Origin of the sequence: Alkalimarinus alittae (genome assembly GCF_026016465.1) — a bacterium.
Taxonomy (GTDB): Bacteria; Pseudomonadota; Gammaproteobacteria; order Pseudomonadales; family Oleiphilaceae; genus Alkalimarinus; species Alkalimarinus alittae.
Window position 1 is genome coordinate 2,950,088 of sequence record NZ_CP100390.1, and the last position, 23,521, is coordinate 2,973,608.

Genomic DNA, 23,521 nt, shown 5'->3' on the forward strand with positions numbered 1-23,521 from the left:
GTGACGACAACATTCAAATGAGTCTAAGTTGACCCCTATGCTGAATAAACAAGCCGTATTTCAGATTGTACGCGAGCTAGTGATTGAGATCTACGAGGTTTCAACCACGCTATTTAAGATCATGATCCCTGCTCTTATCATCATAAAATTATTAGAAGAAGTGGGCGGTATTACGCTCTTAGGGCAAATACTAGAGCCTGTAATGGGATGGGTAGGCCTGCCTGAATCCATGGGTATTGTATGGGCAACCACCATACTCACTAATATCTACACGGGTATGCTCATTTTTTTCACTCAACCCATTGATAACAGTTTAACCGTTGCCCAAATAACAGTACTGAGCGGTATGATGCTGATGGCTCACGGCTTACCCGTTGAAGCCCGCATTGCACAAAAAACAGGCATTCGACTAGGCGTAACATTAATCCTTAGAATAGGTGGAGCCTTAGTCTACGGTTTCTTACTCAATATTATTTACAGTGCGGGTGATTGGCTTCAGCACCCCCACCAGCTTATCTGGCAACCGGAGAACATCACTGCGACGACAGTTGCATCAAAATCACTCGGTGTCTGGGCGTTTGAACAAGCACAAGGGCTATTAGCCGTCTTTATTGTTATTTGCTTACTCTTAACCACATTAAAACTGCTACGAATTATTGGCTTTGAACGCTTAATCAATTGGCTGCTATCGCCGCTCTTACAATTATTAAAGATAGGCAAAGAAGCCACCACTATCACCATGGTCGGTATAACGTTAGGGCTTGCGTTTGGAGGGGGCTTATTGATCAAAGAAGTCAATGCAGGCCATATCGCTAAGCAGGATGTATTTACATCTATGGGCTTATTGGCCCTCTGCCATAGCATCATTGAAGACACGCTACTGGTAATGCTACTGGGCGCTCATATTTCAGGTGCGCTTTGGCTTCGGGTCGCGTTTGCGCTTATTGCTATATCACTACTGTCTCGCTGGTTTCTTAGTCGCTCTTCTGCGTTCAAAGAGCGTTATTTATATACCGCAACAAAAAAAGCTATTTCAGCGAGCGCAGATAGGTAATGAGAAATAGAAAGTTATGCCTTTGTCTGGGTTTCGCCTAAACCCTATTTTTCCACCCTGTGCCTGAATGAGAGATTGACAGAGACTTAGCCCAATCCCCATTCCATCACCTTTTGTGGTGAAAAAAGGGTGAAATAGCTTTTGCTCTGCATCTTCGGTAAAGCCGCAACCTTGGTCCTTCACTTCAACCCATATCATTTGTTTATCAGCATAAGCGCTAACCGACACATGCAAAGGGTCTCCAGCACCGTCAGTCTCTTGAGGGCAAGCAGATGTCGCTTCAAGTGCATTTCGAATTAGATTTAACGCCACTTGCTGAACCTGTATGGCATCAGCTTCTACTGTGGGCAGTTCATCAGGCAGCTTCAATACCACCTGCCCCTTATTGTTCTTTACATCCACTTCAGCAAACTGCACAACATCTGATAACAGAGACCTAACATCTACTATTGTTTTACCTGATTGTGGTTTTTTTACGAACCCTCTAATACGTTGGATGACGTCACTTGCCCGATGTGATTGAGCTTCAAGTTTGTTCAATGTCGTGGCCAGCATCTTCTTATTAACCACCGTATTGTCATCAAGGTCTTCGCCCAACAGACGAAGGGCCACTCTAGCGTAATTGGTAATAGCGGTAAGTGGCTGATTAACTTCGTGTGCAAACCCCGCCGCCATTTCACCCATCGTGCTTAGCCGAGAGAAATGAGCTAAATGCTCGCGCTGCGCCTCAAGCTTCAACTGCATTTCGATATTATCAGCACTTAGCTCTCGATTTTTTTCTTTAAGTTGCTGCTCTAACCTACGCAACTTTATTTGTGTCGCAACCCTCGACACCACTTCTTTAGGTTGAAAGGGCTTGGCAATATAATCAATACCACCTTTTTCAAAGCCCTTAACTTTAGACTCTACATCATCTAATGCCGACAGAAAAATAACAGGAATATCTCTCAGAGATGGGTTAGATTTCAGCGTATCACAGACCTCATAACCATCCATTTCTGGCATCATAATATCGAGTAATATTAAATCTGGCTTTAACTTTTCAGCAATCGCCAGTGCTTTCTTACCGTTGTTCGCTAACAATAAACGGTAGTCGCTACCCTCAAGCGTATCGAACAATACCTTTAGGTTCTGAGGATTATCATCAACCAATAAAACCTGTGAGCGGGGTTCAGAAAACACCATCTATTCTTTCACCATTAAAACCATTCTAACGAGGTGCGCCAAAGAGTGCGTACCCATTTTATGCATAACACGAGAACGATGTATTTCAACGGTTCTCTGACTAATATCCAAATCAATCGCTATAACCTTATTGGCATGCCCCTCAATCATCATATCCATAATTTCTTTTTCACGAGGCGTGAGTTCTTCTAAACGACGAATAATCTCTTTTTTCTCAGTTAATGATTCTCGCTGCTCTGCATCAAGCTCTAAGGCCGCTTTTATTTTTTCTAACAACTCCTGCTCGCGGTAAGGCTTTTGTATAAAATCGATCGCACCTAACTGCATCGCTTCAACCGCCATAGGTACATCGCCATGCCCAGTTACAAATATGATCGGCAGAATCGAGTTTTTATTATTCAGTTCTTTTTGAAGCTCCATTCCGTCCATACCAGGCATACGGATATCAAGTACAATACAACCAGCCATTGCCTCGTTATAACTATCTAAAAATGCATTGGCCGTAGGAAACGTTTCTACTTTATAGGCCATTGAAACTAACATCATTTCTAATGAGTCTCTAACGGCCTCATCGTCTTCTACGATATACACTATTTGCTGACTATCCGTCATTACCTATGACTCCCTCTATTAAGGTAAACCTTACTTTTTTAATGTTACGTGAAATGCTTCAAATCACGGTTATTTAAATACAACCTTGCTTGGCATAGCGTTCATGACCAGCTGAGGGTCTAACCGATGCTCATACCAATTTATCCGCCAATCTAGATGCGCCCCCGTGGCTCGGCCACTTTTACCCACTTCAGCAATCACATCACCCTGCTTAATTTCTTGCCCATCTTTAACTAGAATTTTACTAAGGTGCATAAACGTAGACGATACACCAAACCCATGATCAACCAACAATGTACCACCCGAGTAAAACATATCATCATGCGCTAAAGTCACAACGCCAGAGGCCGGAGCAATCACCGGCGTCCCCACAGGCGCTGCATAGTCGACCCCAAAGTGCGGTCTTTTTGGCTGGCCATTGTAAAATCGCTGACTTCCATATACACCCGTCACAGGGCCCTGCACCGGCTGAATAAAACCCGCCATAAAATCCTGACGGGTTGAGTCCGTTGCCCTTGCCTTACGAACCATTTTTGCTTCACTACTTGAGCGGGTTTGGTTCTTTTTATTGGGATTCATTATTTTTTTAGAGATACCATTAACCCGCTGAACCTTATAATCACGCTTTATCAACGTAATCGTTTCAATATGTTTCTCTCCGTTTGCAGAAACAATGGTAAGCGAGTGATCTAATGCAGCGTCACGACCAAAGCCAAACACCACAACCCCATTATCGGCCACCTTTAACGGCACACCATCCAAAAATACTTTTGCACCAGAGGCGACTTGCCCAACTATCAAGCTTCCTTGAGTTTTATCACCTATCAAACTAATAGGCTTTATGGCATCAACAGCAAACACACTGGATGCAGATATTAATAATAAAGCAAATAAAAGGTTGGCTAAAAAACGCATAATTATCAATAACTCCAATTGATTGTCATCTTGCTAGCATAAACGCTATAGGCACTTGTGTAAAAGAGGAATCACTTGCTGAGAACACTAACTGACGAACAACGTCTCAATTTAACAAGCTGGATAAGATCAGATATTGATTCAGCCATGGTACTTCATTATTATGCGCACAAATTTTATCTAAGCATTAAAAGCATCATGACATAACGATAAAGGCCAACCTGAGTGAAAACTTAGGCACGCAAAGCCACCGGTCTAAGGATATCTATGACAGCGGGGTTACCGAACAACAGTAGTAATTAAGTCCCATTGCTGTCTTTTGTTTTATGCGCACCATGCCTTTCCAGTTAAGTCTATTTAAATAGTCTCTGGAGTATTACCAATTGCGTTATCAGTATCTAAAGTTAGCTATCTTATTTCTGCTACAGCTCACCTTAAAAAGCTACAGAACGTTTTTTTACTCAAATTTATGCTCAAGAGGCTATCAGCTATGTGCCAGGCAAACATTCCCAGTTTTTTATATTTCAGCAGCTAGCAGATTCTTATCCACTGATACAAGGAAACGCGGGCACAGTATTGGCCGCAGCCACCGAGCAAAACAACCAACGGAATGCTGCATTCGGTAGCAACATAATAAGTAACATTGAAAACGGAGGCTATGTTGATTATGCACCGCAATTTAAACGTTTATTACGTTGGTTATTAAAACGGGATAACCTCACAACAGCTGAGCCTGCCTCAATCAAGTTAAGCTTAATGGATAGCAACACAGCTCTCAAAACAACAAACTGGCTGGCGCGACATTTTCCGCTTTGGGATGTGACATATTGTTCTGACACATCACAATTATCTACGTGTACTAGCAATGCCGACTTGATCATTACGGGCTCAAGTTATAGCAGCCCTGTTTCTGAGAACTTTATATCCTCATTAACATCAACCCTACAATCTGCTCAATCTAAAGGTGCTGCATTACTGTATATCCATTTACACAGCTGGAATACCAGTAGCCTTAGCCACCCTATTGCCAACCTAATGAACCTATCTATGCAGTCTCCTGGTGGGGCGGGTAATTATTTTTCTGATGACGCTGCAAACTGGGATAACTACCCGCAAATGTTAGCAAGTAACAGCCCTATTAATAATGTTAATAAGATGGTGTCTGCGCTGAGCAATAATAGTTTCAGTTTTGATCTGACAAGCTGCACGGCAAACTGTAACGCGTTTAAATCAGAGTTTTCTAACGCAGCCAATGCCCTAAAAGAGAAGATCAAACAATTAGATATCAACAATGTCGATATCTTTGAAAAGAATAACTACACACTAGAAAAACAATTAATATTGTTAGCCGATGTTTACCGTCAAAACATCCGCTACCCCATGGGACCACATACTGACACTCAAACATTCATGCACGCTTATTTTGCGGACTATATGGTGTATAACAGCCGAAAAGTAAACGCCACTCAAGCAGACTTAGGTAACTTCAGTCGCAGTGATTTCAGCCATATTACACCGACAACTCAAACCTTACAGCTAAAGAGTAAACGCAACTTCCGGTCTGCAGGCGTGTACGCAATCCCTGGTCAGACCTTCACCGTGACTCGCCATGATAATAGCGACGTTAATGTGTCGGTGTTTATTAATACTCAGCGCTCTGGTTCGACCCATGAATTTGATAATAACGGGTATTCTCGCCCCAAGTTTTTACAATCATCTTGGGTCGCTATAAGCCCTGGGCAAACCATCACATTAACATCTCCTTATGGCGGCCCTATCCAGTTGGGCTACAACACTAACGACAAAGACGTGGAACTGACATTCAGCAATGTGGGTGAACATGCTTATTGGGCAACTGCCGCCGATAATGATCGCTTTACGGCCCAATTGCAGGCGGGTGACTTTGACTGGGCAGAAATCGCAACAGCCAGTTTTGAAGTACATTCTCAGTTAAACAAAATGCGCAGCTCTATTGGCAGCACTTGGGCTACCGCTGCAGACTTAGCCCAAGCAACAGAAACATACACACATAACTACCCGCATGTTCTAGCAGGGTTTCAAGGACCCGGCATCGATAAGGTCGATGAGATTCACGACTTTGCAGCTATCAATGGATGGGAAGTCCCCATATTAGATTTAGTCAAACATATGAATGCAGACCAAGCGACTTGTGGGGCAGGCTGCTCGGGTAACCCTTATGATGCATACTGGGCATTTGGTCCTACTGGGCATGGAGATATACACGAGCTGGGACACGGTTTAGAAAAAGGAAAGTTTCGTTTTTCGGGTTGGGATGGCCATGCAAGCACCAACCCTTATTCATATTACTCTAAAAGCAAATATGCAGCCGCAACCAGTACGCCGTCTTCATGTCAAAGCCTGCCCTCATCAGACATGTTTGAAACCTTACATTTAAGCCTGCGCCAAGATGACCCTTTCGCATATATGCAAGCGGCCAATCTAAATGGTTGGAATCACGGCGCAGCCATTTATATTCAAATGATGATGGCAGCTCAAGATCAAGGCGCTCTCATCGAAGGGTGGCATTTGTTAGCGCGTTTGCACCTACTCTTACATGAATACGACAAAGCCGATAATAACGATGATGAGTGGTTAGCTAGGCGCAGCAAATTAGGCTTTAGCGGAATGGACTTAGCAACCGCAAGAAGCCTGAATAATAATGACTGGCTCGCCATCAGTATTTCATACGTTACAGGCTATAACTACAGCAAATTTTTAACCATGTGGGGGCTAGACATCAGCACGTCAATACAGAATTTTATTCTTAGCCAAGGCTATCCTGAAATGCCTTTGAAATTCTACCAAACATCAGGGAATGACTACTGCGAAGGCCTCGATAAACCATCTGTAGTCATCAATGACAGAGATGGGGATGGTTATATCGATGCTTTTGACGCCTTCCCCGACGACCCTACTGAACATGCAGATGCCGATGGTGACGGCCTCGGTGATAATGCAGATAATAGCTATGATCTTAATCCTGTAGAAATGGACTACCACAACGTTGAGGTTCAACGAGCGAGCAGCACCTCCCAATGCATGGGGATTGACAGCTCAACAGCCCCGCTAGGCCAACAAATAATAGAGGTGGCTTGTAGCCAAGATAGTAATAGCTTATGGAGTTGGGGAAACGATGGCCGGATACATGCGCAAGCAGACCCTTCGTTATGCATTCAGTCAACTGGATACGGAAATAGCGCTCAGTTAACACTGCAAAGCTGTAGCAATAACGACACCCAAAAATGGTCTTATGATGTAGCTGAATATAGTATTCGCAACCGTCTTAATGCAAGGGCTGCATTTGATCGGTTCTCTAACAGCAATATCAATATATGGGGCTTTCATGGTGGCGCTAATCAACAGTGGGTCATTACAGCACCCTAACAACGTCCAATAGAAATAAAAACAGTAACGTCAGCTGGCTAATATTAACTGGCTAGCTGACGTTATTTATAGATCGCTCTAATGCTTACTTAAGTTCTTTAATCTCGATCGAGGCATTAACACCCTCCTCTTCATCCTCTTCTTCCTCTTCCCTTAGTTCATCAAGTAAGGTTTGGATTTTTCCGTAGATAGTATCAGCAGGGAAGTAGCCATCGCTATCCATCACCCCACTCTTCATGCCGGTTAGTAGCGCCAGTGCTTCAGACACATTTTTAACAGCATAGATACGAAACTCACCTTTCTTAACCGATGCCAAAACCTGTTTACTTAGCATTAGGTTATGTATATTAGTAGGCGGTATGACGACACCTTGAGTCCCCGTAAAGCCATGCATTTCACAGGTCTTATGAAACCCTTCAATTTTTTCGTTTAACCCCCCTACAGGTTGAACTTCACCGAATTGATTCACCGAGCCGGTCATCGCAAGGTCTTGGCGAATCGGCACTTCAGACAGAGACGATATCAACGCACAAAGCTCAGCCAACGATGCGCTATCCCCATCAACTTCACCGTATGATTGCTCAAAAGTAATACTGGCAGATAAAAGCATGGGCTCTCTTTTTGCAAACACCGACGCTAAATAAGCAGATAATATCAACACTCCTTTAGAGTGGATGGTTCCGCCAAGTTTAGCGTCATGTTCAATATCTATAATACTTCCATCACCGTAGCGGCAGGTCGCGGTAATACGGTTTGGCATTCCAAACTCATGTCCACCGGTTGAAAGAACGGATAACGCGTTAATCTGCCCTATCACTGAACCAGACGTATCTAATAAGGTGGTTCGATTTTCTATCGACTCAAACAAACTGTCTTTAATTCGGCTATTACGATGTTCTTCGCTATCCAACGCCTTTTCGATATGCCCTAGTCGAATCATATTGGCATTTGCCTGCTTTGCCCAATAATTTGATTCTCGTAGTAAATTAGCAATATCTGCAGCATGCAGTGAAAGCTTCGTTTGGTCTTCAGCTTGACGAGAGCTGTATTCAATAATCCTCGCTACGGCTTTCTGGTCACAGTGCAACAACCCCTTTTCGTGAACGAGGCTCGATATAAACTTAGCGTATTGTAATTCTGTATGCGCGGTACGAGGCATTTCGCTTTCAAAGTCAGCGGTGACTTTAAACAACTCTTTAAACTCTGGGTCATAATGCTGCAGCAGCAGGTGAGTTTCACGATCTCCGAACAAGATTATTTTCAAATCCATAGGCACCGGCTCAGGCTCAATAGAGATCGTACCCGACAATGTCACCTCTCGTTCTAACGAGCTCACATTAAGCGCTTTGGCTCTTAATGCTCTTTTTAGACCATCCCATACATACGGCTGCTCTAACACTTTATTGGCATCCATCAACAAGAAACCGCCATTAGCCTTATGCAGGCTTCCGGGACGAATCAACGAAAAATCGGTAAAGACAGTCCCTTTATAGGTCACGTTTTCTACGTACCCAAACAACGCATGATAATTTGGACTTTCTTCAACGACGATGGGGGCCGACTGGTCTTTGTGATGAACCAAAACATTTACCTGATAACGTCTAGGCATTTTCTTATCTAGTGCAGCATAGGCAAAAGCCGCCTGCTCTTCGCTATCTTCTAGAAAAATATCTAAGTTATCGATAATATCTTTTTGTAATGCGGCTAGATACTCAACCACATTTTGATGCGTTTCATACTTCTCTTTTAAGGCACCAATAAGATGGCTTGAAACCCCCAATGTCACTTCTTCGTTTAACTTAGCCTGATTATCGGCGTAATCCTGCTCCCAGTTCGACATTTTACGAAGAGTCGCTCTTAATTTAAGCTCCATCTTACCGATGACTTCTTCAAAAACAGTCTGCTCTTCTTTCGTCAATGCAGCAAAACTATCAGGCGTATGGGGTACATCGCCATTAAGCGCTGCCAATCGATAACCACCAGGCGTAGATATCGTCAAACTAATTTTCTGCCGCTTCGCTTGCTTAGCCAGTTTTGCCAGCATCACTTCTTGCTTTTCAGCCAACTCATTTTTAAGCTTTTCAGAGCGCTCAAAATAAGAGTCATTATCGAATGCAACCGGGATAGTTTTAACCAGTCGCTCCATCAACTTCTCAACATCTTTTTTAAGCTGATGCCCAATACCCGCTGGTAGTTTCAAAACGCGAGGTGAACGAGGCTCGTCAAAATTAGCTACATAGCACCAGTCAAACGTATGGCCACCATCACCCAAGTGGCGATTCAGATAACGCAACATCATAGTACGTTTACCTAGCCCGTTTCGACCGACGGCATAAACGTTATAGCCACTGTCTTCCATCGACATCGCGAATCTAACGGCTTCTTGTGCACGCTCCTGACCCACGATATCGGTTAACGGTTTTAGTGCTTTAGTTGACCTAAAGGGTAAGTCTTGGGGTTTTGCAACTCGGTACAATTTTTCAATCGCTAGAGGCTTCAAAGTGGATTCCGTAAATTGAGAGATGGATGTAGAAAAGAGGTCATGTAGATAACTATACTAGTTTTAAACTCAATATGCTTTTAGTGTAGCGTTTACCAAATACACCTGACAAACAATTTCCTTATTGAGCCATATTTTAACGACAAGCATAAAATTAAAGTTTTGCAAATAAATGCCGATAAAAAGCATAATAAAGGATAAAGCAGATGTACTAGCCGTTAACGAGTACTCGGTTTATGGAGAACAAGATTTATAAAGGAGCGCAACTCAACCATGATCACATTACCTATCGAACATAGAGTAGACTACAAAAACAAGTCTACATCCGCCACGTCTAAAGATGTCCGTCATGTAGATCATTCAGAAACCACACAGTCTATTCGCAGAGAGAATACCGCAGAAAGACGTCGCATGCCTGACAGACGAAGAAAGCAAGACCCTGTAACAGGCAATGAAAAAAGACGCGTCAATGACCGCCGTAGTCCATTACTGCTTAACGCCCATTCAGCCAAACCCGAACAACTTTATTCGCGTAAAGGCTCAAGCATCAATACCACAGCTTAACTCCCCCTAACATTTTTTTAAACGAACGTTAATGACTGTACCCAAATAAAAACAGCTATTGAGTAATCACACTAATAAGAGATAGAATATTTATTATTAAAAATAAATATAATTCTCGAAGCACTAAGATTTATGAAAGACGGAATACCTAATAACAAGCAAGATAGGCGAATTAAAGAGAGGCACTCAGCGCCTTGCCTCCAAGTCACCATCCGCCCATCTGGCCTTCTCAAATGGTTTCGACGCACAGTTGAAGTACAGTGCATCGATATCAATCGTTATGGAATGGCGGTTGAATCCCCCTGTTACTTCAAACCCAAAGATAAAATCACACTCGATTTTAAGGGTAAATACATTATTGAATCTAATATTCTTGCAGTCGTCACCAGTAGTGAAAAGTACGAAGATATATACCGCCTAGGAATCACGTTTAGTTATTCAACCTGTAACAGTCAATATTCAAGAAAAATAGATAATGCGCTTTCTCGTATCGAACGACTTTATAACGAACGATATAGCATACAAAGGCAAGCTAGTTGATTAGGGGCGGGCTAGGTCTGCTCTATTATTCTCAACCTACAACACAATAACTAAGCGCCTAAGCGGTAGTGAACCCAGCGTTTTACCAGCTATAGTTCTCGGCTTGTTTCTAAGCTGCCTATGCGGCAGTGAACAATTCACAAGATTTAGCTTCTTTTGAAATAATGAAGCTCTTTCCCCCTGTCATGAAATAGCGCAGACAAGCCCACAAGTACGTTAATTAATGGCAAATAGTGCCAATCATTCTCAATTTCTGAATTAAGTAAATTTCGCTTTGTGCTATTCACCGACACCCTACCCACTTCATCAAACTTATCCCTTTTCCCCACAACCCATAACAACTCACCGCAGTGCTTTTACTGGCAGTCTTCCTTAACAATTTCTTAACCGCCAATAGCCCCTCTTGGGTAATCAACGTTTGCCAGGTGTTATCGCCGATGCGATCAGCAAAGGCATCAAGTACTCTTCGAGTTTTTTTGAGGGCGTTTTTTTCACACTGAGAAACAAAAGTGACCATCATGGTTTTGCTTCCTCTGTTCCAACATTCAAAGCGATAGCCTTCACCTCATTAAACATATATTCGAGTGCTTTATGATCGGTAAAGGCTTGCAAACATTGCTGGCGAAACTCCTGCTCCGCTGCGCCTTCTTTGGCACAAATAAATGCCCATGGAAGCACGATGGCATCTTTGATTAGGTCGGCAACATCAAATACCAGTGCACCTCGTCGGGTTTTACCGTGCATTACTGAAACCCGTGAGGTATGCCTAACACCCAAAGTGTGGTTGCTGCTAGGCCATAGGCGAGATAGTTGCCATGATTAAGAAAAGCATTGGCTTTATCAGCGCCTTCTCGATCACGTTTAAAGTCACCAATATCGGTTGCGCGAACAATATATTTGTAAAGAGACTTGGTTAGTTGTGCTTCTGTGAGGAGCAAGTCGGCATGTTTTTCTGCTGTTAGCAGGCGCTCTTGATAGCGGTTAAGAGCACTTTGCAGGTCTGGATGCTGAAGGCTAATACCTTCATTGTGTAAGTCTCGGTCTTTGCTCCAAACTTTTTCGGGATAAACTATTCGAGACTGTTGAATTTTAACACCTGCGGAAAACCGTTTGTCTTCTTCAAACCAAAAACCCAACCAACCTTTCAGGTATTCCGTTGGTCTGTATTCACTTTGTGACGTCATCCACTCTACTTCATTTGCCATTAGTAGTGGTGTTCCACCACCGCCACAAAACCAATAAGCACACCTGCTTGAGCAAGCATTCTCATCGTAGCTTGCGTAATGGACGTATGCCGCTTAGTTGATTTATTGTAATTAAAAGCATTTTCAGGGAAGGTTGCTTGATAACGGGTTATCAGTTTTTGTGCCGTTGCACGTGATAGCGAGAAGTAGTTTTGCAACATACTTGCTGTCAGCTTGCCATCCCACTGGTCAAGTACAGCACATGCTTTTATAAATATGCCTATACAAGGTCGGTGCTCTCTATTGGCATACACAAAACGTCTAAATTTTTCTTCATTTAATCTCTGATTGTATTCAATTAAATAATAAATAGAAGCGATTGCAGTATTGCTGTAGCAGCTATATTTTTTTATAACGCAATATGCCACATGAATATTGCAGTTTTTAGGGGAGACCTGCGTGTTTGCCCTCACTCTTTAACTTCGGAATGGTGGAATTTCTGGTTGATAACCGTTAACCTGAGCGCCGTCGTTATTCGTGTCTATTCTCTGGAGTTGTCATACCATCATGAGTTATATCGCCCTTAAACATATTCACCTCACCTGCATTCTGCTCACCTTTATTTTATTTTCTATTCGTGGTTTTTGGATGCTGACGGGCTCAAGTAAGCTTCAGTTGAAGTGGGTAAAAATTGCACCTCATGTAGTGGATACCTGCTTATTACTCAGTGCGATATCGCTTGCGGTTATTCTACAGATTTCCCCCTTCGTTCATGGCTGGTTAATGGCTAAAATTGTGGGGTTGGTGGTTTATATTCTATTGGGGACGGTAGCGCTAAAAAGAGGGAAAACAAAAGCAGTACGATCCACTGCTTTTGTGGTGGCGTTACTGACGTTTGCTTATATCGTTAAAGTGGCGATAACAAAGTCAGCAACGTTATTCTAATAACAGGTTAATCTGCACTTATAACCTGGTCCATTCCAGGTGACTTAAACCAATAACCATTGCACTCGGCTTCTGATAATGCAATGGTTTTTGACTCCCCGGACAGCGCTTTTCTGAACTGATTAACCTTATCAAAGGTAACATCCACTTGCGGACTAATACGGGCGATATCGACCCCTATTTTCTGCATATTAGATAGCTCACTTTCAAGGTTGTAAGTTCTGCCTGACATTGTTTGAATACCATTCAAATTGAATAGTTCATCATCTTCTTGGCTATGAACGGCAATACCTTCTGGGTGCTCTATGCACTTTAGTTGGCAGTTATCTTTAGGCAGATCATAATATCGGGCTGTAAAGCAGCGGGCAGAATATGCGAGGGGTAGTCGGCCATAAGCATAGACCTCTGTTTCAATACCGTCTTTAATACCCATGTTTTCTGCATCTGCGAGCAGTTCTTGCAATGTTTCACGGCCAAGCTCGACAGGCATTACCCAACGGGTTACGCCCTGCTTTTTCATTACATTTAAAGCTCGGGCATTATAGATATTGATGGCAGGCCCTGATACAAATGGTACGCCATGCTCGCTCATTAATTGAACACCGGCCATATCATTAGCTTCAACCATAATATCGCCGTTATTACAGAGTTTACGTAATGTTTTTAACTCTGATTCTGCGGCTAATAATGTGAGTGTTGATAACACCACCTGCTTACCTGTTTCTGAGAGTGACTTCGCTAAGTCTATCCAGTCTTGCGCACTTAACTCACGCCGTTTGGAGCAGACGGTCTCACCTAGATAGATGATATCAACATCAGCGTCAGCCGCTTGTTCATAAAACGCTAAGGTTTGCTGTTTTGTCCAATAGTAAAGAATCGGACCGAGAGATAACTTCATATTTTTACCTTTCTTTTCTCACCTGTAGTCCAGATTATTGCCATGCGCGGGTATATGCACCCAATGTGGTTTGTGTGCCCTCAGACACTTTTGCTAGATCTTCTTTCCACTGCTTTTTAACTCTGAACTGCTCGGGGTTTGTGTTGTATAGATCGATCGCTCTTCGCCACGTTCTAACCACGTTTTCAACGTAGGCGGGGCTTCGTTGTCGCCCTTCAATCTTAACCGCTTTAATACCAGCGGCTTGCAGCTGAGGTATCAGCTCTATTGTGTTAAGACTGGTGGGTTCTTCGATAGCGTGAAAGGTTTTATCCCCTACTTTAAAACGACCTTTACACAGTGTTGGGTAGCCTGCGTTTTCGCCTTCTTCAAACCGGTCGATCAAGACATCATTGAGCCGAGCTTCAAGACCCGATTCAGTTTGCTCCCAGCGAACATCTTTTGCTGGGGAGCAGGCACCACAGGTATTGGGTGATTCGTCGGTTAAATAAGAAGAGAGATAACAGCGACCCTCGGCCATGATACACAAGCTACCAAAGGCAAATACTTCAAGCTCAACAGGCGAATATTGGGCAACGGTTTCAACTTGTTTGAGCGACAATACACGAGGCAGAACCGCTCGACGGATACCAAAATTATTTTTATAAAACGTTAAGGTTTCATAATTAGTTGCGGAGCCCTGAACCGATAGGTGCAATGGCAGCTCAGGATACCGTTCTGCAGCGTAATCCATAACCGCCATATCAGCACAAATTAAGGCATTAACGCCTAATTCGTTCGAAGCATCTACGGCTCTCTGCCAGCGTGACCAACCTGCAGCCTGAGAGTAAGTGTTAATAGCCACAAACACCTTTACGCCTTTTTCTCGGGCATAAGCTAAGCCATCTTGTGCTTTTTTATCGGCAAAATTAAGTCCGGCAAAATGCCTCGCATTTGTATCATCTTTAAAACCGATATATACCGCATCAGCACCATTATCGACCGCGATTTTTAGAGCAGAAAGACTACCTGCTGGACAGACCAGTTCCACGTATTTCTCCTTTTATCCAAATTTAATTGGCGTTATATAAAGTATTCATTGTTTGTGATTAAGCACGTTCAGGTTCTAGGGCGTTACAGATATCATTTAGTACGATCCATTTTTTACTACACCACGCTGGCGCGAGCAGCAACTCTTCTGATGCGGTACCGGTAAATCGATGAAAAATAATCGACTTCGGCGTTCGCCTAATAATCTCTGCGACCAACTGAACATAGTCCGCCTGAGTCATAGGCTGGTACTCTCCCCGCTTCCACTCACGCGCTAGTTGAGTCCCTTTAACCACATGCAGAGGGTGTATCTTTAAGCCATCTGTACCCAATGCTAATACCTTTTCGAGTGACACTAGAGTGTCTTCTGGTTTCTCGCTTGGCATTCCTGCGATAAGGTGAGTACAAACCTGTAAGCCTCGACTTCTCGCACGCTGAACCGCGTCAACATACTCCGCAAAACCGTGACCTCGATTAACGCGCTGCAATGAAGCATCAAATGAAGATTGCAGGCCTAATTCAAGCCATACCTCATGGCCTTTCTGTTGATACGACTGCAGTAGATCAAGCACTGCATCAGGTACACAGTCTGGCCTTGTGCCTACGGATATACCCACCACATTGGGGCTATTTAACGCACTTTCATATAACGTTTTTAAGTAATCAATTTCGGCGTATGTGTTGGTATATGACTGAAAATAAGCCAAATACTTTTTCGCCCCAGTGCGTTTAACAATCACTTTTTGCCCTGCTAACACCTGCTCAGAAATTGGCGTGACAATCTTTTTGTCAGAGGGTGAAAACGATGCGTTATTACAAAAGGTACAACCCCCAATACCTTTCGAGCCATCTCGGTTTGGACAAGTGAATGCCGCGTTGATAGAAACCTTATGAACGCGCTCGCCCCACTTTTGTTTTAGGTGACGGCCTAGCGTCGTGGCGTGTTTTGTTAAATCCATTGTCAAACAGCCTTAGTGGATGAATTTTGTTTAAAGGCTGAAGATGACCATAAACACTGCATAAAATGTGAATGCCTTTTCAATGAGTTGCGCAAATTTTGAAGAGGCTAACAGAGGTTTTTAAAAAGCGAGTTGATGATCATCAAGGCACCCCATACAGCTAACACACTATTGTCTCCGAATCGCCCCCCACTATTAGGAGTTTATTTTGTTTCCAAGACCCCCTTCACCTGCAAAATTTTATGCGCAACTCCCTAGAATCTTAGCTAAGCCACTGACGCATGTACCTTTTGGGGCTCAGAGACTGGCAATGACTAAAGTGCTACAGCAAGTATTTAAAGAAGCCCTCGAGTCTGGCGAGTGTGAGTTTCTAAGAAACCGTTGGTTATTAGTTAAAATAAACGACCTTAATATTAATTGGTATTTTAGCCTTGGGCATGACGGCAAAATTGCATTGCAGCCATTTGGCATGCACGATGTAAGCATTAGCGGTAATTTAAATGAATTTATTTTGCTAGCAGCAAGAAAAGAAGACCCAGATACGTTATTCTTTCAAAGGCGGTTGCTAATTGAGGGCGATACTGAGTTAGGGTTAGAAGTAAAGAATCTTATCGATGCCCTAGATACCAATGAGCTATCAAATGAGTTACGCTTTCTTTTAAGTAGCGCGGGCGAGTTTGTTAGTATTTTTGCCTCGTAGTCTGATGCAAAATTAGGTTGTTCTAGGTCAACATTCTAACGACTTTATATCAATTACTCCTTTATAGGCATGCCAAATCTGGAAAGGCTGGTGGTAACATAACCCAAACCCAAATTTAAGTGTGATGCCCATGTTAGATGAATTGAAGCTAGAACAAATTAAGAAACACTACCTATTCTCTGGTTTATCAGAGAAAGCCTTGGTCGAAGTCGCCCGCACAACTAAGTTATGTGAAGTTGAACCTGACCAGCACTTATTCTTTCAAGGTGAACAGGCTGACCATTTTTACCTGATACTGTCGGGGCAAATAAAGCTCACTCGATTAACACCAGATGGTAATGAAAAAGTTATCGAAATTCTTATGCCTGGGCAGACGTTTGCCGAAGCCGTCATGTTTATGAATAAAGATGATTACCCTGTAACCGCGACCGCAATTTCAAGCTCAAAAGTGCTTTCTTTCAACAGTAAGCACTTCCTTTCTATTTTGGAAGAAAACCCAAAAACCTGCTTAAGTTTATTAGGTGATCTAGCGCTACGACTCAGGGGCAGACTGAACGAAATTGAGAATCTCACCATGAAAAACGCCACTTATAGAGTGGTCAGATTTTTCTTAAATGAGCTTGAAAAGCAAGGTGAAACCAATAGTCGAGTTGAGCTATCCATTCAAAAGCAGTTGATCGCGTCACGTCTATCGATTAAGCCCGAAACACTTTCCCGGATATTTAACACGCTAAAAGAGCGTGAAATATTAGAGACTCAGGGTAAAGTCATCATTATCAAAGATGTTGATAAACTAAAATCGTTTGAGTAAGCCTTAGGTTCAGATGTTGAATTCAAGGCTTACTCAGTCGGCAGTTAGCGGGTTAAATGACTTAGCGCGCTAACTGTCACCTAAACGCTATGCGCTTACCTTGTCTGAAACCAAAGCAACCACATCATTCACCGTTTTTATCTGCTCAGCCATATCGTCTGGTATTTCTACATCAAACTCTTCTTCAAACGCCATGACGAGTTCAACAGTGTCTAATGAATCTGCACCCAGATCATCAATAAAGTGTGCTTCAGCGGTTACTTTATCGGCTTCTACATCGAGCTGATCACAAATTACTTTTATAATACGTTCTTGAATATCAGACATTGAGTCTTCTCCATTTAGTTTCAAATCGTTCTATAAGTGTTAAGTTCTAGATTCAAAGTTCTAGTGTTGAGATTGAATGTAAAGGTCAGGCTTCGACCTTTACAGGTTTAATTACAAATAACAGGTCACCTCGGTTAACTTGCTGTCCGGCCACCCCTTTTATATGCGTAATTTTGTACTTTTGATCAGCGGGGTACACGTCTTTACCTTTTTTATTAAAGCTCGACAGCGATAATGGTTGAAACATTTTCATCGCTTCTAACAAACAAAGGGTCTGATCAACCGTGACCGTGTCGCCCTCTTCAATATACGCAGGCTGATCGGGCGAAGCAGAGCGATACATGATACTCGTCGAAGGCGCTAATACTTTAAGCTCGTCTGAGCCATCAACAACAATCGAAAAGTCTTCTGCCGCAGCGTCTTTAACCGTTACTGCACCTTGCAACGCACTCAGTTCTTCAGGGCCTCTGGCGACTAAGTCGAGTAAGTAGCCGGTGTCATATTCGCCTGAAACAAACACAGGGTCTTTCAAGATGACCTGTAAGAGTGCGATATTGGTATCAACACCCTCAATAATGACTTGAGCAAGATACTCTGACATTTTCTGCGTGGCATCTTCTCGCGAATCGCCATGAACAATCACTTGAGCGATTAAGTTGTCATAGAACGGAGGGATAGTTTTTCCGTTATCGACCGTCACAATATGCGTCACGCCTTCCACTTTCGGGAACAAGCACTTACTCACCAATCCAGGGGTTGGTACAACTTTTAGTTCACCCTTCTCAACCGAGACACTCTCTGCGTTGATACGTACTTCTATGGCGTAGCCTGTTTCTTTTAGCGGTATAGCCTCAATGGATTCACCCATAGCAATGCGATACTGCTCTCTTACAATATCAATACCGCTGACCAGTTCAGTGACAGGATGCTCTACTTGTAGGCGAGTATTCATCTCCATAAAGTAAAGTGATTCACGATCGAGATCATAAATAAATTCAACCGTACCTGCACCATGATAATTACAGGCCTCTGCTAATTTATAGGCAGAGTCTTTAGCTATTTTTTCTTGTTCTGGGGGAAGCGCCGTTGATATAGACTCTTCTATAATCTTTTGTTTATTTCGCTGAATACTACAATCACGCAATCCAATAATACGCGTACAACCAAAACGATCTCTCAAAAGCTGAACTTCGATATGTCTGAAGCGAGTAACTAGCCGCTCCAGGTAGATATCTCCACTCCCAAAGCTGTTTCGTGCTTCAGCTTTGATCATGTAAAAAAGCTCTTTAAGCTGCTCTGCTTTCTCTACAACAACAATCCCTTTACCACCACCGCCATGAGCGGCTTTAAGAATAATAGGGAAACCAATCTCACTGGCTATTTTTTCTGCATGACCGATGTTTTTCAACAAACCATGACTGCCTGGTACAACAGGAACACCCAATTCGATGGACGTATGTATCGCTTTAGACTTATCACCCATGGCTTCCATGCTCTCAGGCGAAGGGCCTATAAAGTTTAAACCTTGAGCGATACATTGGTATGCAAACTGGCTATTTTCTGACAGAAAACCAATGCCCGGATGCAGCGCCTCTGCACCATACATCTCAGCAATACGCAGCACGCTATCGCCATTTAAATAACTTTCGTCTGAGGTATAACCTCCTAAACATACTAGGTTATCACCTTCTTTAAGCATATCTGCGGCTACTGAATCCATATCGGGGTCAGACTGCACTAAGACCACCTGAAGGTCCATAGCATGTGCTTCTCGTATCAACTTAACCGCAGTACACCCTCTCGCGTGTACCAATACCTTTTCATACGGCTCGAATTTCTGAACGGCTATTTTTTTCTTACGTTCATCTTTTCGCCCAGGTAGGTCTTTATGGGTTAACCATCGATTAATTAATTCTGAAACGCTAATAACAGCTGACGTAATTGCAGGATCTATAGCATTTAAGCGTTCATCCAAACCTTCGAACATCGGATGTTTCACTAACCCTTGCATACTTTTAGCTTCTGCTACCAAATAGTTAGCCAACGTCGCCGTTACAGGCAAATACTCAGGAACCACGATACGCCCTGCAAACGGCATATTTGTACCAGAGAAATAATACGTTTCAACTAACGGGTGAGTAACCAAGCTAGCCTGCGCGCCGCCAGTGCAATCGCCATAACCAAACATTAAAATAGGCAACCCAAGATCACCCACAAATCGGTTGATTTGATCATTCACTACTGCCATAGAAAACAGTGCCGACGCACCTTCTTTTGTTTGCATTCCACCCGAACTGATAAAACCAATAACCGGTATAGCGTACTCACCGCAATAGGCGAGCAAACGACAGAAGCGCTCTGCCGAAGACATATCAAAGGCCCCCGCCTGAAACGAATGGTTAGACACAAACAAGCCCACAGGCTCTAAATCATCGCCTACTGAAAATTCAGCTACCCCCGTTATAAGTCCTGATGCAGACTTCGATTTTACTTGCTGACGAATAATCGCTTCACCAAAACCAGGAAAACGCTTAGGGTTCGCCGTTGTAATACGACTATCTAGCTCCATAAAGTCTTGGAACAACGTGTCGATTAGCGCTTCTGGTGTAAAGCTATCACCGGGTTTAATATCATTTAAAATTGATTGTATTCGCAGGTCTTTAATCGCCTGGTTTAAGCGATTCCAAAAATCTTTTCGGCGACCGATAAATACGGGGTTAAATTGCCCTGAAAAGGTTTTATTATCTTTCTGTGATTCAAACAACTCAGGAAATAACTTTTCAAAGAAGTAACTGGCAACTACAAATACCACATCAGATGATCGAGGGTGCTGAACTTTCTTCCACTGCTCTGCTGTTCTCAAAAACTCACCAAAGTTACTGGTATTGCGAATACTCATCAACCATCCACTAAATGATTCAACCTGTTCTTCGGTTTCAATCCCAGACTTATGCAACATAGATTGTAGTAAGGCTTCTGATATTTTTTTGTGATCACTAAACTCAGACACAATCTCGGTGAGATTAGTCAGTAAGTTTTCATAGAGACAATCAAAACGAATCAATTGTTTACAGTGATTGATCGTAACAGGCTTAAAGCGGCTATCCTGAATCAGGTCGATAAAACTCAACTGTTCATTAGCAAGGACATTACAATCAACTTCATGCTCTAACCCTTCGAGGTTTTTGATCAGTGCATTCAGGTGGTGTTGCGACTCTTGCTGCCAACCATTGTAAAGATAGAATGCAATTTCTGCGGATAACTCATGTAAGGCTTTTTCAAAATTACCTTTAGGATTACCCAAAAATAATGATGCAATATAGCCTCGCTCATCCCCGCGATGTTGCTCACTTTCTCGATAACGTGACCAGCTTTTGAACAGCCCGTCTTCATAAATCAGTTTATCGCTTCGCTTTAGCCACTCACTAAACCGTGAATCACTTAATATCCGCTGCTGCTCGTCAGGTGAAATAGGCAGTTCACAAACATCGCTACTGCTTTCTTTAAGTTTGACAGACTGCGTTTTTAAGCGAGCCCTTAACTTCAATGATCGTATCGCACTGTAGGCAAAACCAAATATTGAGGGAAACCCTTTAACATCATGTGGCGCCAGTCGCTTATTCAGTAGCTCTTCGTTACCGGCTGAAATTAACCTACTAACGTCTATATAATGCTGGCTTAGCGATGTAATCTTTTTAACCGCCGCTAGAGACTGATTTTCTATTTGCGCTAATGAGGTAAAAATCGCGGCTTTGATACGATCTCTATTTTGACTTCCCTCTAACGGAGAGTAATCAATGACGCCATCAATAATGCCTTCCTGAAAAAGCTCTGGGGCCGAAACGCCCACCAAGCGTGCACAGGTCTGCCAATCAAGTTTTTGTTTTCTGGCTATTGATGCTAACCCTTTGGGCTGAATCGTGCTGAATATGCCATCCCTAACCGATAACAACAGGTTAGTCGCCGCTAAGGGAATAGCCCCCCCCGAATAGCCAAAGCCCCATACAATACCAATCGTTGGCACGTTAAGGTCTGCCATTGTAGCGATTAACTCAGAGATACTGTGCGCTTGGTTACGCAGATTAGCATCGGCACCCGCATCAGCCCCAGGTGTATCAATAAACGTCACGATAGGTATCTGGCGGCGTTCAAGTTTTCTAACCCATTGGCCAGCCTTTCGGTGGTGTTTAGGTTTCCACACACCATTATTGATTTGACGGTTCTGAGCCACAATACCTAAGCGTACGGTTTGCGCACCGTAACTTAATTCAACCTCAGCAATATACAGCGGACCCTCTTTAGTTTCAGAGATGATTCGCTCAGAAATTTCAGCGATCAATTTGATAACCGAGCTTCTATCACTGCTCTCAGCAGGAATAAGCACCTGCTGCTGATATAATTCACCCGTCGTCTGACGTAATGCATTAGCCTGACGAATTAAGTCTTCGCCTGCAATAAAGGTTTTTCCCTCTAATACACCATAGCCAATATCATATTGGTTTAAGCGTGCTGGCGTAGTGTTGATGACGCCTTTTGCGCCAGATTCTTTTTCTGCCGCTTTTCTGAGTAAGTCTGTTTCTCTTGCATATTCCTCAAGACTTAACAGTAATGCTGATGCAGACTCTTTTTTGATGTTTTTGTTGCGTTGTACTTCACTCATCCTATTTACTCCGACGGCACAGCCTCTACATCTGCCTCATAATCGATACCCTGAAAACCAAACCCAAACAACTTTAAAAAATCATGTCTATACCCTTCAAAGTCTGACAGTTGTCGTAGGTTTTCATTGCTAATACGCTCCCATCGACGCTTCACCTCAGATTGAACCTCTTCGGTTAGCTCATGTTCGTCGACCCTTAAACGTCCAGCACTATCTTTCTGGCAATTATCTCCGTAAAGACCGGTGGTTAAAATTCTTAAAATCTGTTCAATACACCCTTCATGACTACCCTGCTCTTTCATCACTTTATACAGCAGTGATATATAGAGTGGCATGACCGGTATCGCGGCACTCGACTGCGTCACAAGCGCTTTTAGAACACCAATATACGCACTTCTTTCTTCTGATCGACCTGTCTGTAAACGGCCCCTGTTGCTGTGCAAAAGAGTATTAATTCTTGTTACCGTTTTATCAAGGTCTTTCTTTGCCTGGCCAATAGTAGCATCACCGTATATTGGCCAAGTAATTTCATCACCGATATAAGTATAGGCAATAGTTTTGCAGCCATCGGCTAAAACATCGGCGTCATTTAACGCCTCAATCCATTGTAGCCAATCTTCACCGCCCATCACTTTTACCGTGGCATCAATTTCTTCTTGGTCAGCCTCTTTCAGCTCGACCGTTTTGATCTCGCCTTTGTCAGTATCGATGGTCTTACCCTTAAACCCGCGTCCAATAGGCTTAAGTACAGAACTATACCATTTATCTTCACTTGCAACATAACGTCGCGGAGCTGCGACACTATAAACAATCAAATCAACCGCCTTAACGGTTTGCTTGATTTTTTCTATTACAGCCGCTTTTGCATCATCCTGAAACGCATCAACATTTAAACTTTCCGCCATCAACCCTCGTGCCTTAGCTAGCCTTTCAAACCGTTGATTGTTATACCAGCCAGCGCCTGCGGTTTTACGCTCAGACGGCGCTCGATCAAAGTGAACACCAATAGTATCTGCACCACCTGACATTGCTAACGCGATGCGTGAAGCCAAGCCATAGCCTGATGAAGAACCGATAATTAACGCACGCTTCGGCCCATTCAGTGAACATTCAGAGGCATAGCTCACTTGCTGATCTACATACTCATGACACCCAGCAGGGTGAGCGTTAACACAGATAAATCCTTTAACTTTAGGCTTAATAACCATATCCAATTCTCTACGTCGTTTGCTA

Annotated in this window: 18 protein-coding genes, 2 pseudogenes and 1 riboswitch; of the genes and pseudogenes, 8 read left to right on the forward strand and 12 right to left on the reverse strand. The window is 43.1% G+C overall.

Annotated elements, in window-relative coordinates:
- The first annotated feature begins 37 nt into the window (after positions 1-37).
- Entirely contained in the window at positions 38-1,054 is a 1,017-nt protein-coding gene (locus NKI27_RS13390) for a nucleoside recognition domain-containing protein (RefSeq protein ID WP_265046545.1), read from the forward strand.
- Here NKI27_RS13390 and NKI27_RS13395 read toward each other — a convergent pair.
- The 3 genes from NKI27_RS13395 to NKI27_RS13405 form a co-directional block, all read right to left on the reverse strand.
- A complete protein-coding gene (locus NKI27_RS13395; RefSeq protein WP_265046546.1) occupies positions 1,034-2,239 on the reverse strand; it encodes a sensor histidine kinase in 1,206 nt (401 codons plus the stop codon). The two genes, NKI27_RS13390 and NKI27_RS13395, sit on opposite strands and share 21 nt — an antisense overlap.
- On the reverse strand, positions 2,240-2,851 hold the full coding sequence (locus NKI27_RS13400; protein ID WP_265046547.1) for a response regulator transcription factor: 612 nt from the start codon (positions 2,849-2,851) through the stop codon (positions 2,240-2,242).
- A 69-nt stretch (positions 2,852-2,920) separates the two neighbouring features.
- On the reverse strand, positions 2,921-3,766 hold the full coding sequence (locus NKI27_RS13405; protein WP_265046548.1) for a M23 family metallopeptidase: 846 nt from the start codon (positions 3,764-3,766) through the stop codon (positions 2,921-2,923).
- A 204-nt stretch (positions 3,767-3,970) separates the two neighbouring features.
- Positions 3,971-4,053, forward strand: a riboswitch (cyclic di-GMP riboswitch).
- 172 nt (positions 4,054-4,225) lie between these two features.
- On the opposite strand from NKI27_RS13405, the pseudogene NKI27_RS13410 reads away from it, so the two are divergent.
- Together NKI27_RS13410 and NKI27_RS13415 are read left to right on the forward strand one after the other, a co-directional pair.
- A pseudogene (locus tag NKI27_RS13410) lies at positions 4,226-6,634 on the forward strand (ImpA family metalloprotease); the annotation flags it as partial.
- 141 nt (positions 6,635-6,775) lie between these two features.
- Positions 6,776-7,171: an RICIN domain-containing protein gene (locus NKI27_RS13415; protein ID WP_265049521.1), complete on the forward strand. Its 396-nt coding sequence runs from the start codon at positions 6,776-6,778 to the stop codon at positions 7,169-7,171.
- 85 nt (positions 7,172-7,256) lie between these two features.
- Here NKI27_RS13415 and NKI27_RS13420 read toward each other — a convergent pair whose 3' ends face one another.
- Positions 7,257-9,671 carry a Lon protease family protein gene (locus NKI27_RS13420; protein WP_265046549.1) on the reverse strand — a complete coding sequence of 805 codons (2,415 nt, stop codon included), beginning with the start codon at positions 9,669-9,671 and terminating at the stop codon, positions 7,257-7,259.
- A gap of 273 nt (positions 9,672-9,944) precedes the next feature.
- On the opposite strand from NKI27_RS13420, the gene NKI27_RS13425 reads away from it, so the two are divergent.
- Entirely contained in the window at positions 9,945-10,235 is a 291-nt protein-coding gene (locus NKI27_RS13425) for a hypothetical protein (protein WP_265046550.1), read from the forward strand.
- 132 nt (positions 10,236-10,367) lie between these two features.
- Positions 10,368-10,775: a hypothetical protein gene (locus tag NKI27_RS13430; protein WP_265046551.1), complete on the forward strand. Its 408-nt coding sequence runs from the start codon at positions 10,368-10,370 to the stop codon at positions 10,773-10,775.
- Between the two features lie 283 nt (positions 10,776-11,058).
- Here NKI27_RS13430 and NKI27_RS13435 read toward each other — a convergent pair whose 3' ends face one another.
- On the reverse strand, positions 11,059-11,295 hold the full coding sequence (locus tag NKI27_RS13435; RefSeq protein WP_406802458.1) for a hypothetical protein: 237 nt from the start codon (positions 11,293-11,295) through the stop codon (positions 11,059-11,061).
- A pseudogene (cas1f, locus tag NKI27_RS13440) lies at positions 11,292-12,066 on the reverse strand (type I-F CRISPR-associated endonuclease Cas1f); the annotation flags it as partial. The pseudogene cas1f and the gene NKI27_RS13435, both read right to left, overlap by 4 nt.
- A gap of 460 nt (positions 12,067-12,526) precedes the next feature.
- Here cas1f and NKI27_RS13445 point away from each other — a divergent pair.
- Positions 12,527-12,904, forward strand: coding sequence for a SirB2 family protein (locus tag NKI27_RS13445; RefSeq protein ID WP_265046552.1), 378 nt, complete (start codon positions 12,527-12,529; stop codon positions 12,902-12,904).
- Positions 12,905-12,911: 7 nt separating this feature from the next.
- Here NKI27_RS13445 and NKI27_RS13450 read toward each other — a convergent pair whose 3' ends face one another.
- From NKI27_RS13450 to NKI27_RS13460, 3 genes are read right to left on the reverse strand one after another with little or no spacing between them, the layout of a single operon-like run.
- On the reverse strand, positions 12,912-13,802 hold the full coding sequence (locus NKI27_RS13450) for a U32 family peptidase (RefSeq protein WP_265046553.1): 891 nt from the start codon (positions 13,800-13,802) through the stop codon (positions 12,912-12,914).
- Between the two features lie 34 nt (positions 13,803-13,836).
- Positions 13,837-14,832 (reverse strand): ubiquinone anaerobic biosynthesis protein UbiU, encoded by a 996-nt coding sequence (gene ubiU / locus NKI27_RS13455; protein WP_265046554.1) that lies wholly within the window; start codon positions 14,830-14,832, stop codon positions 13,837-13,839.
- Between the two features lie 58 nt (positions 14,833-14,890).
- Positions 14,891-15,790 (reverse strand): TIGR01212 family radical SAM protein, encoded by a 900-nt coding sequence (locus tag NKI27_RS13460; protein ID WP_265046555.1) that lies wholly within the window; start codon positions 15,788-15,790, stop codon positions 14,891-14,893.
- A gap of 208 nt (positions 15,791-15,998) precedes the next feature.
- Between NKI27_RS13460 and ubiT the strand changes: the two genes are divergently transcribed.
- Both ubiT and NKI27_RS13470 read left to right on the forward strand, forming a co-directional pair.
- Complete coding sequence (gene ubiT, locus NKI27_RS13465; protein ID WP_265046556.1) at positions 15,999-16,490, forward strand: ubiquinone anaerobic biosynthesis accessory factor UbiT; 492 nt, start codon at positions 15,999-16,001, stop codon at positions 16,488-16,490.
- Positions 16,491-16,620: 130 nt separating this feature from the next.
- Positions 16,621-17,301 (forward strand): Crp/Fnr family transcriptional regulator, encoded by a 681-nt coding sequence (locus NKI27_RS13470; protein WP_265046557.1) that lies wholly within the window; start codon positions 16,621-16,623, stop codon positions 17,299-17,301.
- Between the two features lie 87 nt (positions 17,302-17,388).
- Here NKI27_RS13470 and NKI27_RS13475 read toward each other — a convergent pair whose 3' ends face one another.
- The 3 genes from NKI27_RS13475 to fabV all read right to left on the reverse strand — a co-directional run bounded on the left by NKI27_RS13475 (position 17,389) and on the right by fabV (position 23,496).
- On the reverse strand, positions 17,389-17,628 hold the full coding sequence (locus NKI27_RS13475; RefSeq protein WP_265046558.1) for an acyl carrier protein: 240 nt from the start codon (positions 17,626-17,628) through the stop codon (positions 17,389-17,391).
- 85 nt (positions 17,629-17,713) lie between these two features.
- A complete protein-coding gene (locus tag NKI27_RS13480) occupies positions 17,714-22,288 on the reverse strand; it encodes an ATP-binding protein (protein ID WP_265046559.1) in 4,575 nt (1,524 codons plus the stop codon).
- 5 nt (positions 22,289-22,293) lie between these two features.
- Positions 22,294-23,496 (reverse strand): enoyl-ACP reductase FabV, encoded by a 1,203-nt coding sequence (fabV, locus tag NKI27_RS13485; protein WP_265046560.1) that lies wholly within the window; start codon positions 23,494-23,496, stop codon positions 22,294-22,296.
- Positions 23,497-23,521: the final 25 nt, after the last annotated feature.

Coding starts and splice junctions, on each gene's coding strand:
- NKI27_RS13430 (WP_265046551.1), top strand. CDS start 10,368: ATGAAAGACGGAATACCTAATAACAAGCAAGATAGGCGAATTAAAGAG.
- NKI27_RS13435 (WP_406802458.1), bottom strand. CDS start 11,295: ATGATGGTCACTTTTGTTTCTCAGTGTGAAAAAAACGCCCTCAAAAAA.
- NKI27_RS13425 (WP_265046550.1), top strand. CDS start 9,945: ATGATCACATTACCTATCGAACATAGAGTAGACTACAAAAACAAGTCT.
- NKI27_RS13390 (WP_265046545.1), top strand. CDS start 38: ATGCTGAATAAACAAGCCGTATTTCAGATTGTACGCGAGCTAGTGATT.
- NKI27_RS13415 (WP_265049521.1), top strand. CDS start 6,776: ATGGACTACCACAACGTTGAGGTTCAACGAGCGAGCAGCACCTCCCAA.
- NKI27_RS13475 (WP_265046558.1), bottom strand. CDS start 17,628: ATGTCTGATATTCAAGAACGTATTATAAAAGTAATTTGTGATCAGCTC.
- NKI27_RS13460 (WP_265046555.1), bottom strand. CDS start 15,790: ATGGATTTAACAAAACACGCCACGACGCTAGGCCGTCACCTAAAACAA.
- NKI27_RS13480 (WP_265046559.1), bottom strand. CDS start 22,288: ATGAGTGAAGTACAACGCAACAAAAACATCAAAAAAGAGTCTGCATCA.
- NKI27_RS13450 (WP_265046553.1), bottom strand. CDS start 13,802: ATGAAGTTATCTCTCGGTCCGATTCTTTACTATTGGACAAAACAGCAA.
- fabV (WP_265046560.1), bottom strand. CDS start 23,496: ATGGTTATTAAGCCTAAAGTTAAAGGATTTATCTGTGTTAACGCTCAC.
- NKI27_RS13395 (WP_265046546.1), bottom strand. CDS start 2,239: ATGGTGTTTTCTGAACCCCGCTCACAGGTTTTATTGGTTGATGATAAT.
- NKI27_RS13400 (WP_265046547.1), bottom strand. CDS start 2,851: ATGACGGATAGTCAGCAAATAGTGTATATCGTAGAAGACGATGAGGCC.
- NKI27_RS13405 (WP_265046548.1), bottom strand. CDS start 3,766: ATGCGTTTTTTAGCCAACCTTTTATTTGCTTTATTATTAATATCTGCA.
- NKI27_RS13445 (WP_265046552.1), top strand. CDS start 12,527: ATGAGTTATATCGCCCTTAAACATATTCACCTCACCTGCATTCTGCTC.
- NKI27_RS13470 (WP_265046557.1), top strand. CDS start 16,621: ATGTTAGATGAATTGAAGCTAGAACAAATTAAGAAACACTACCTATTC.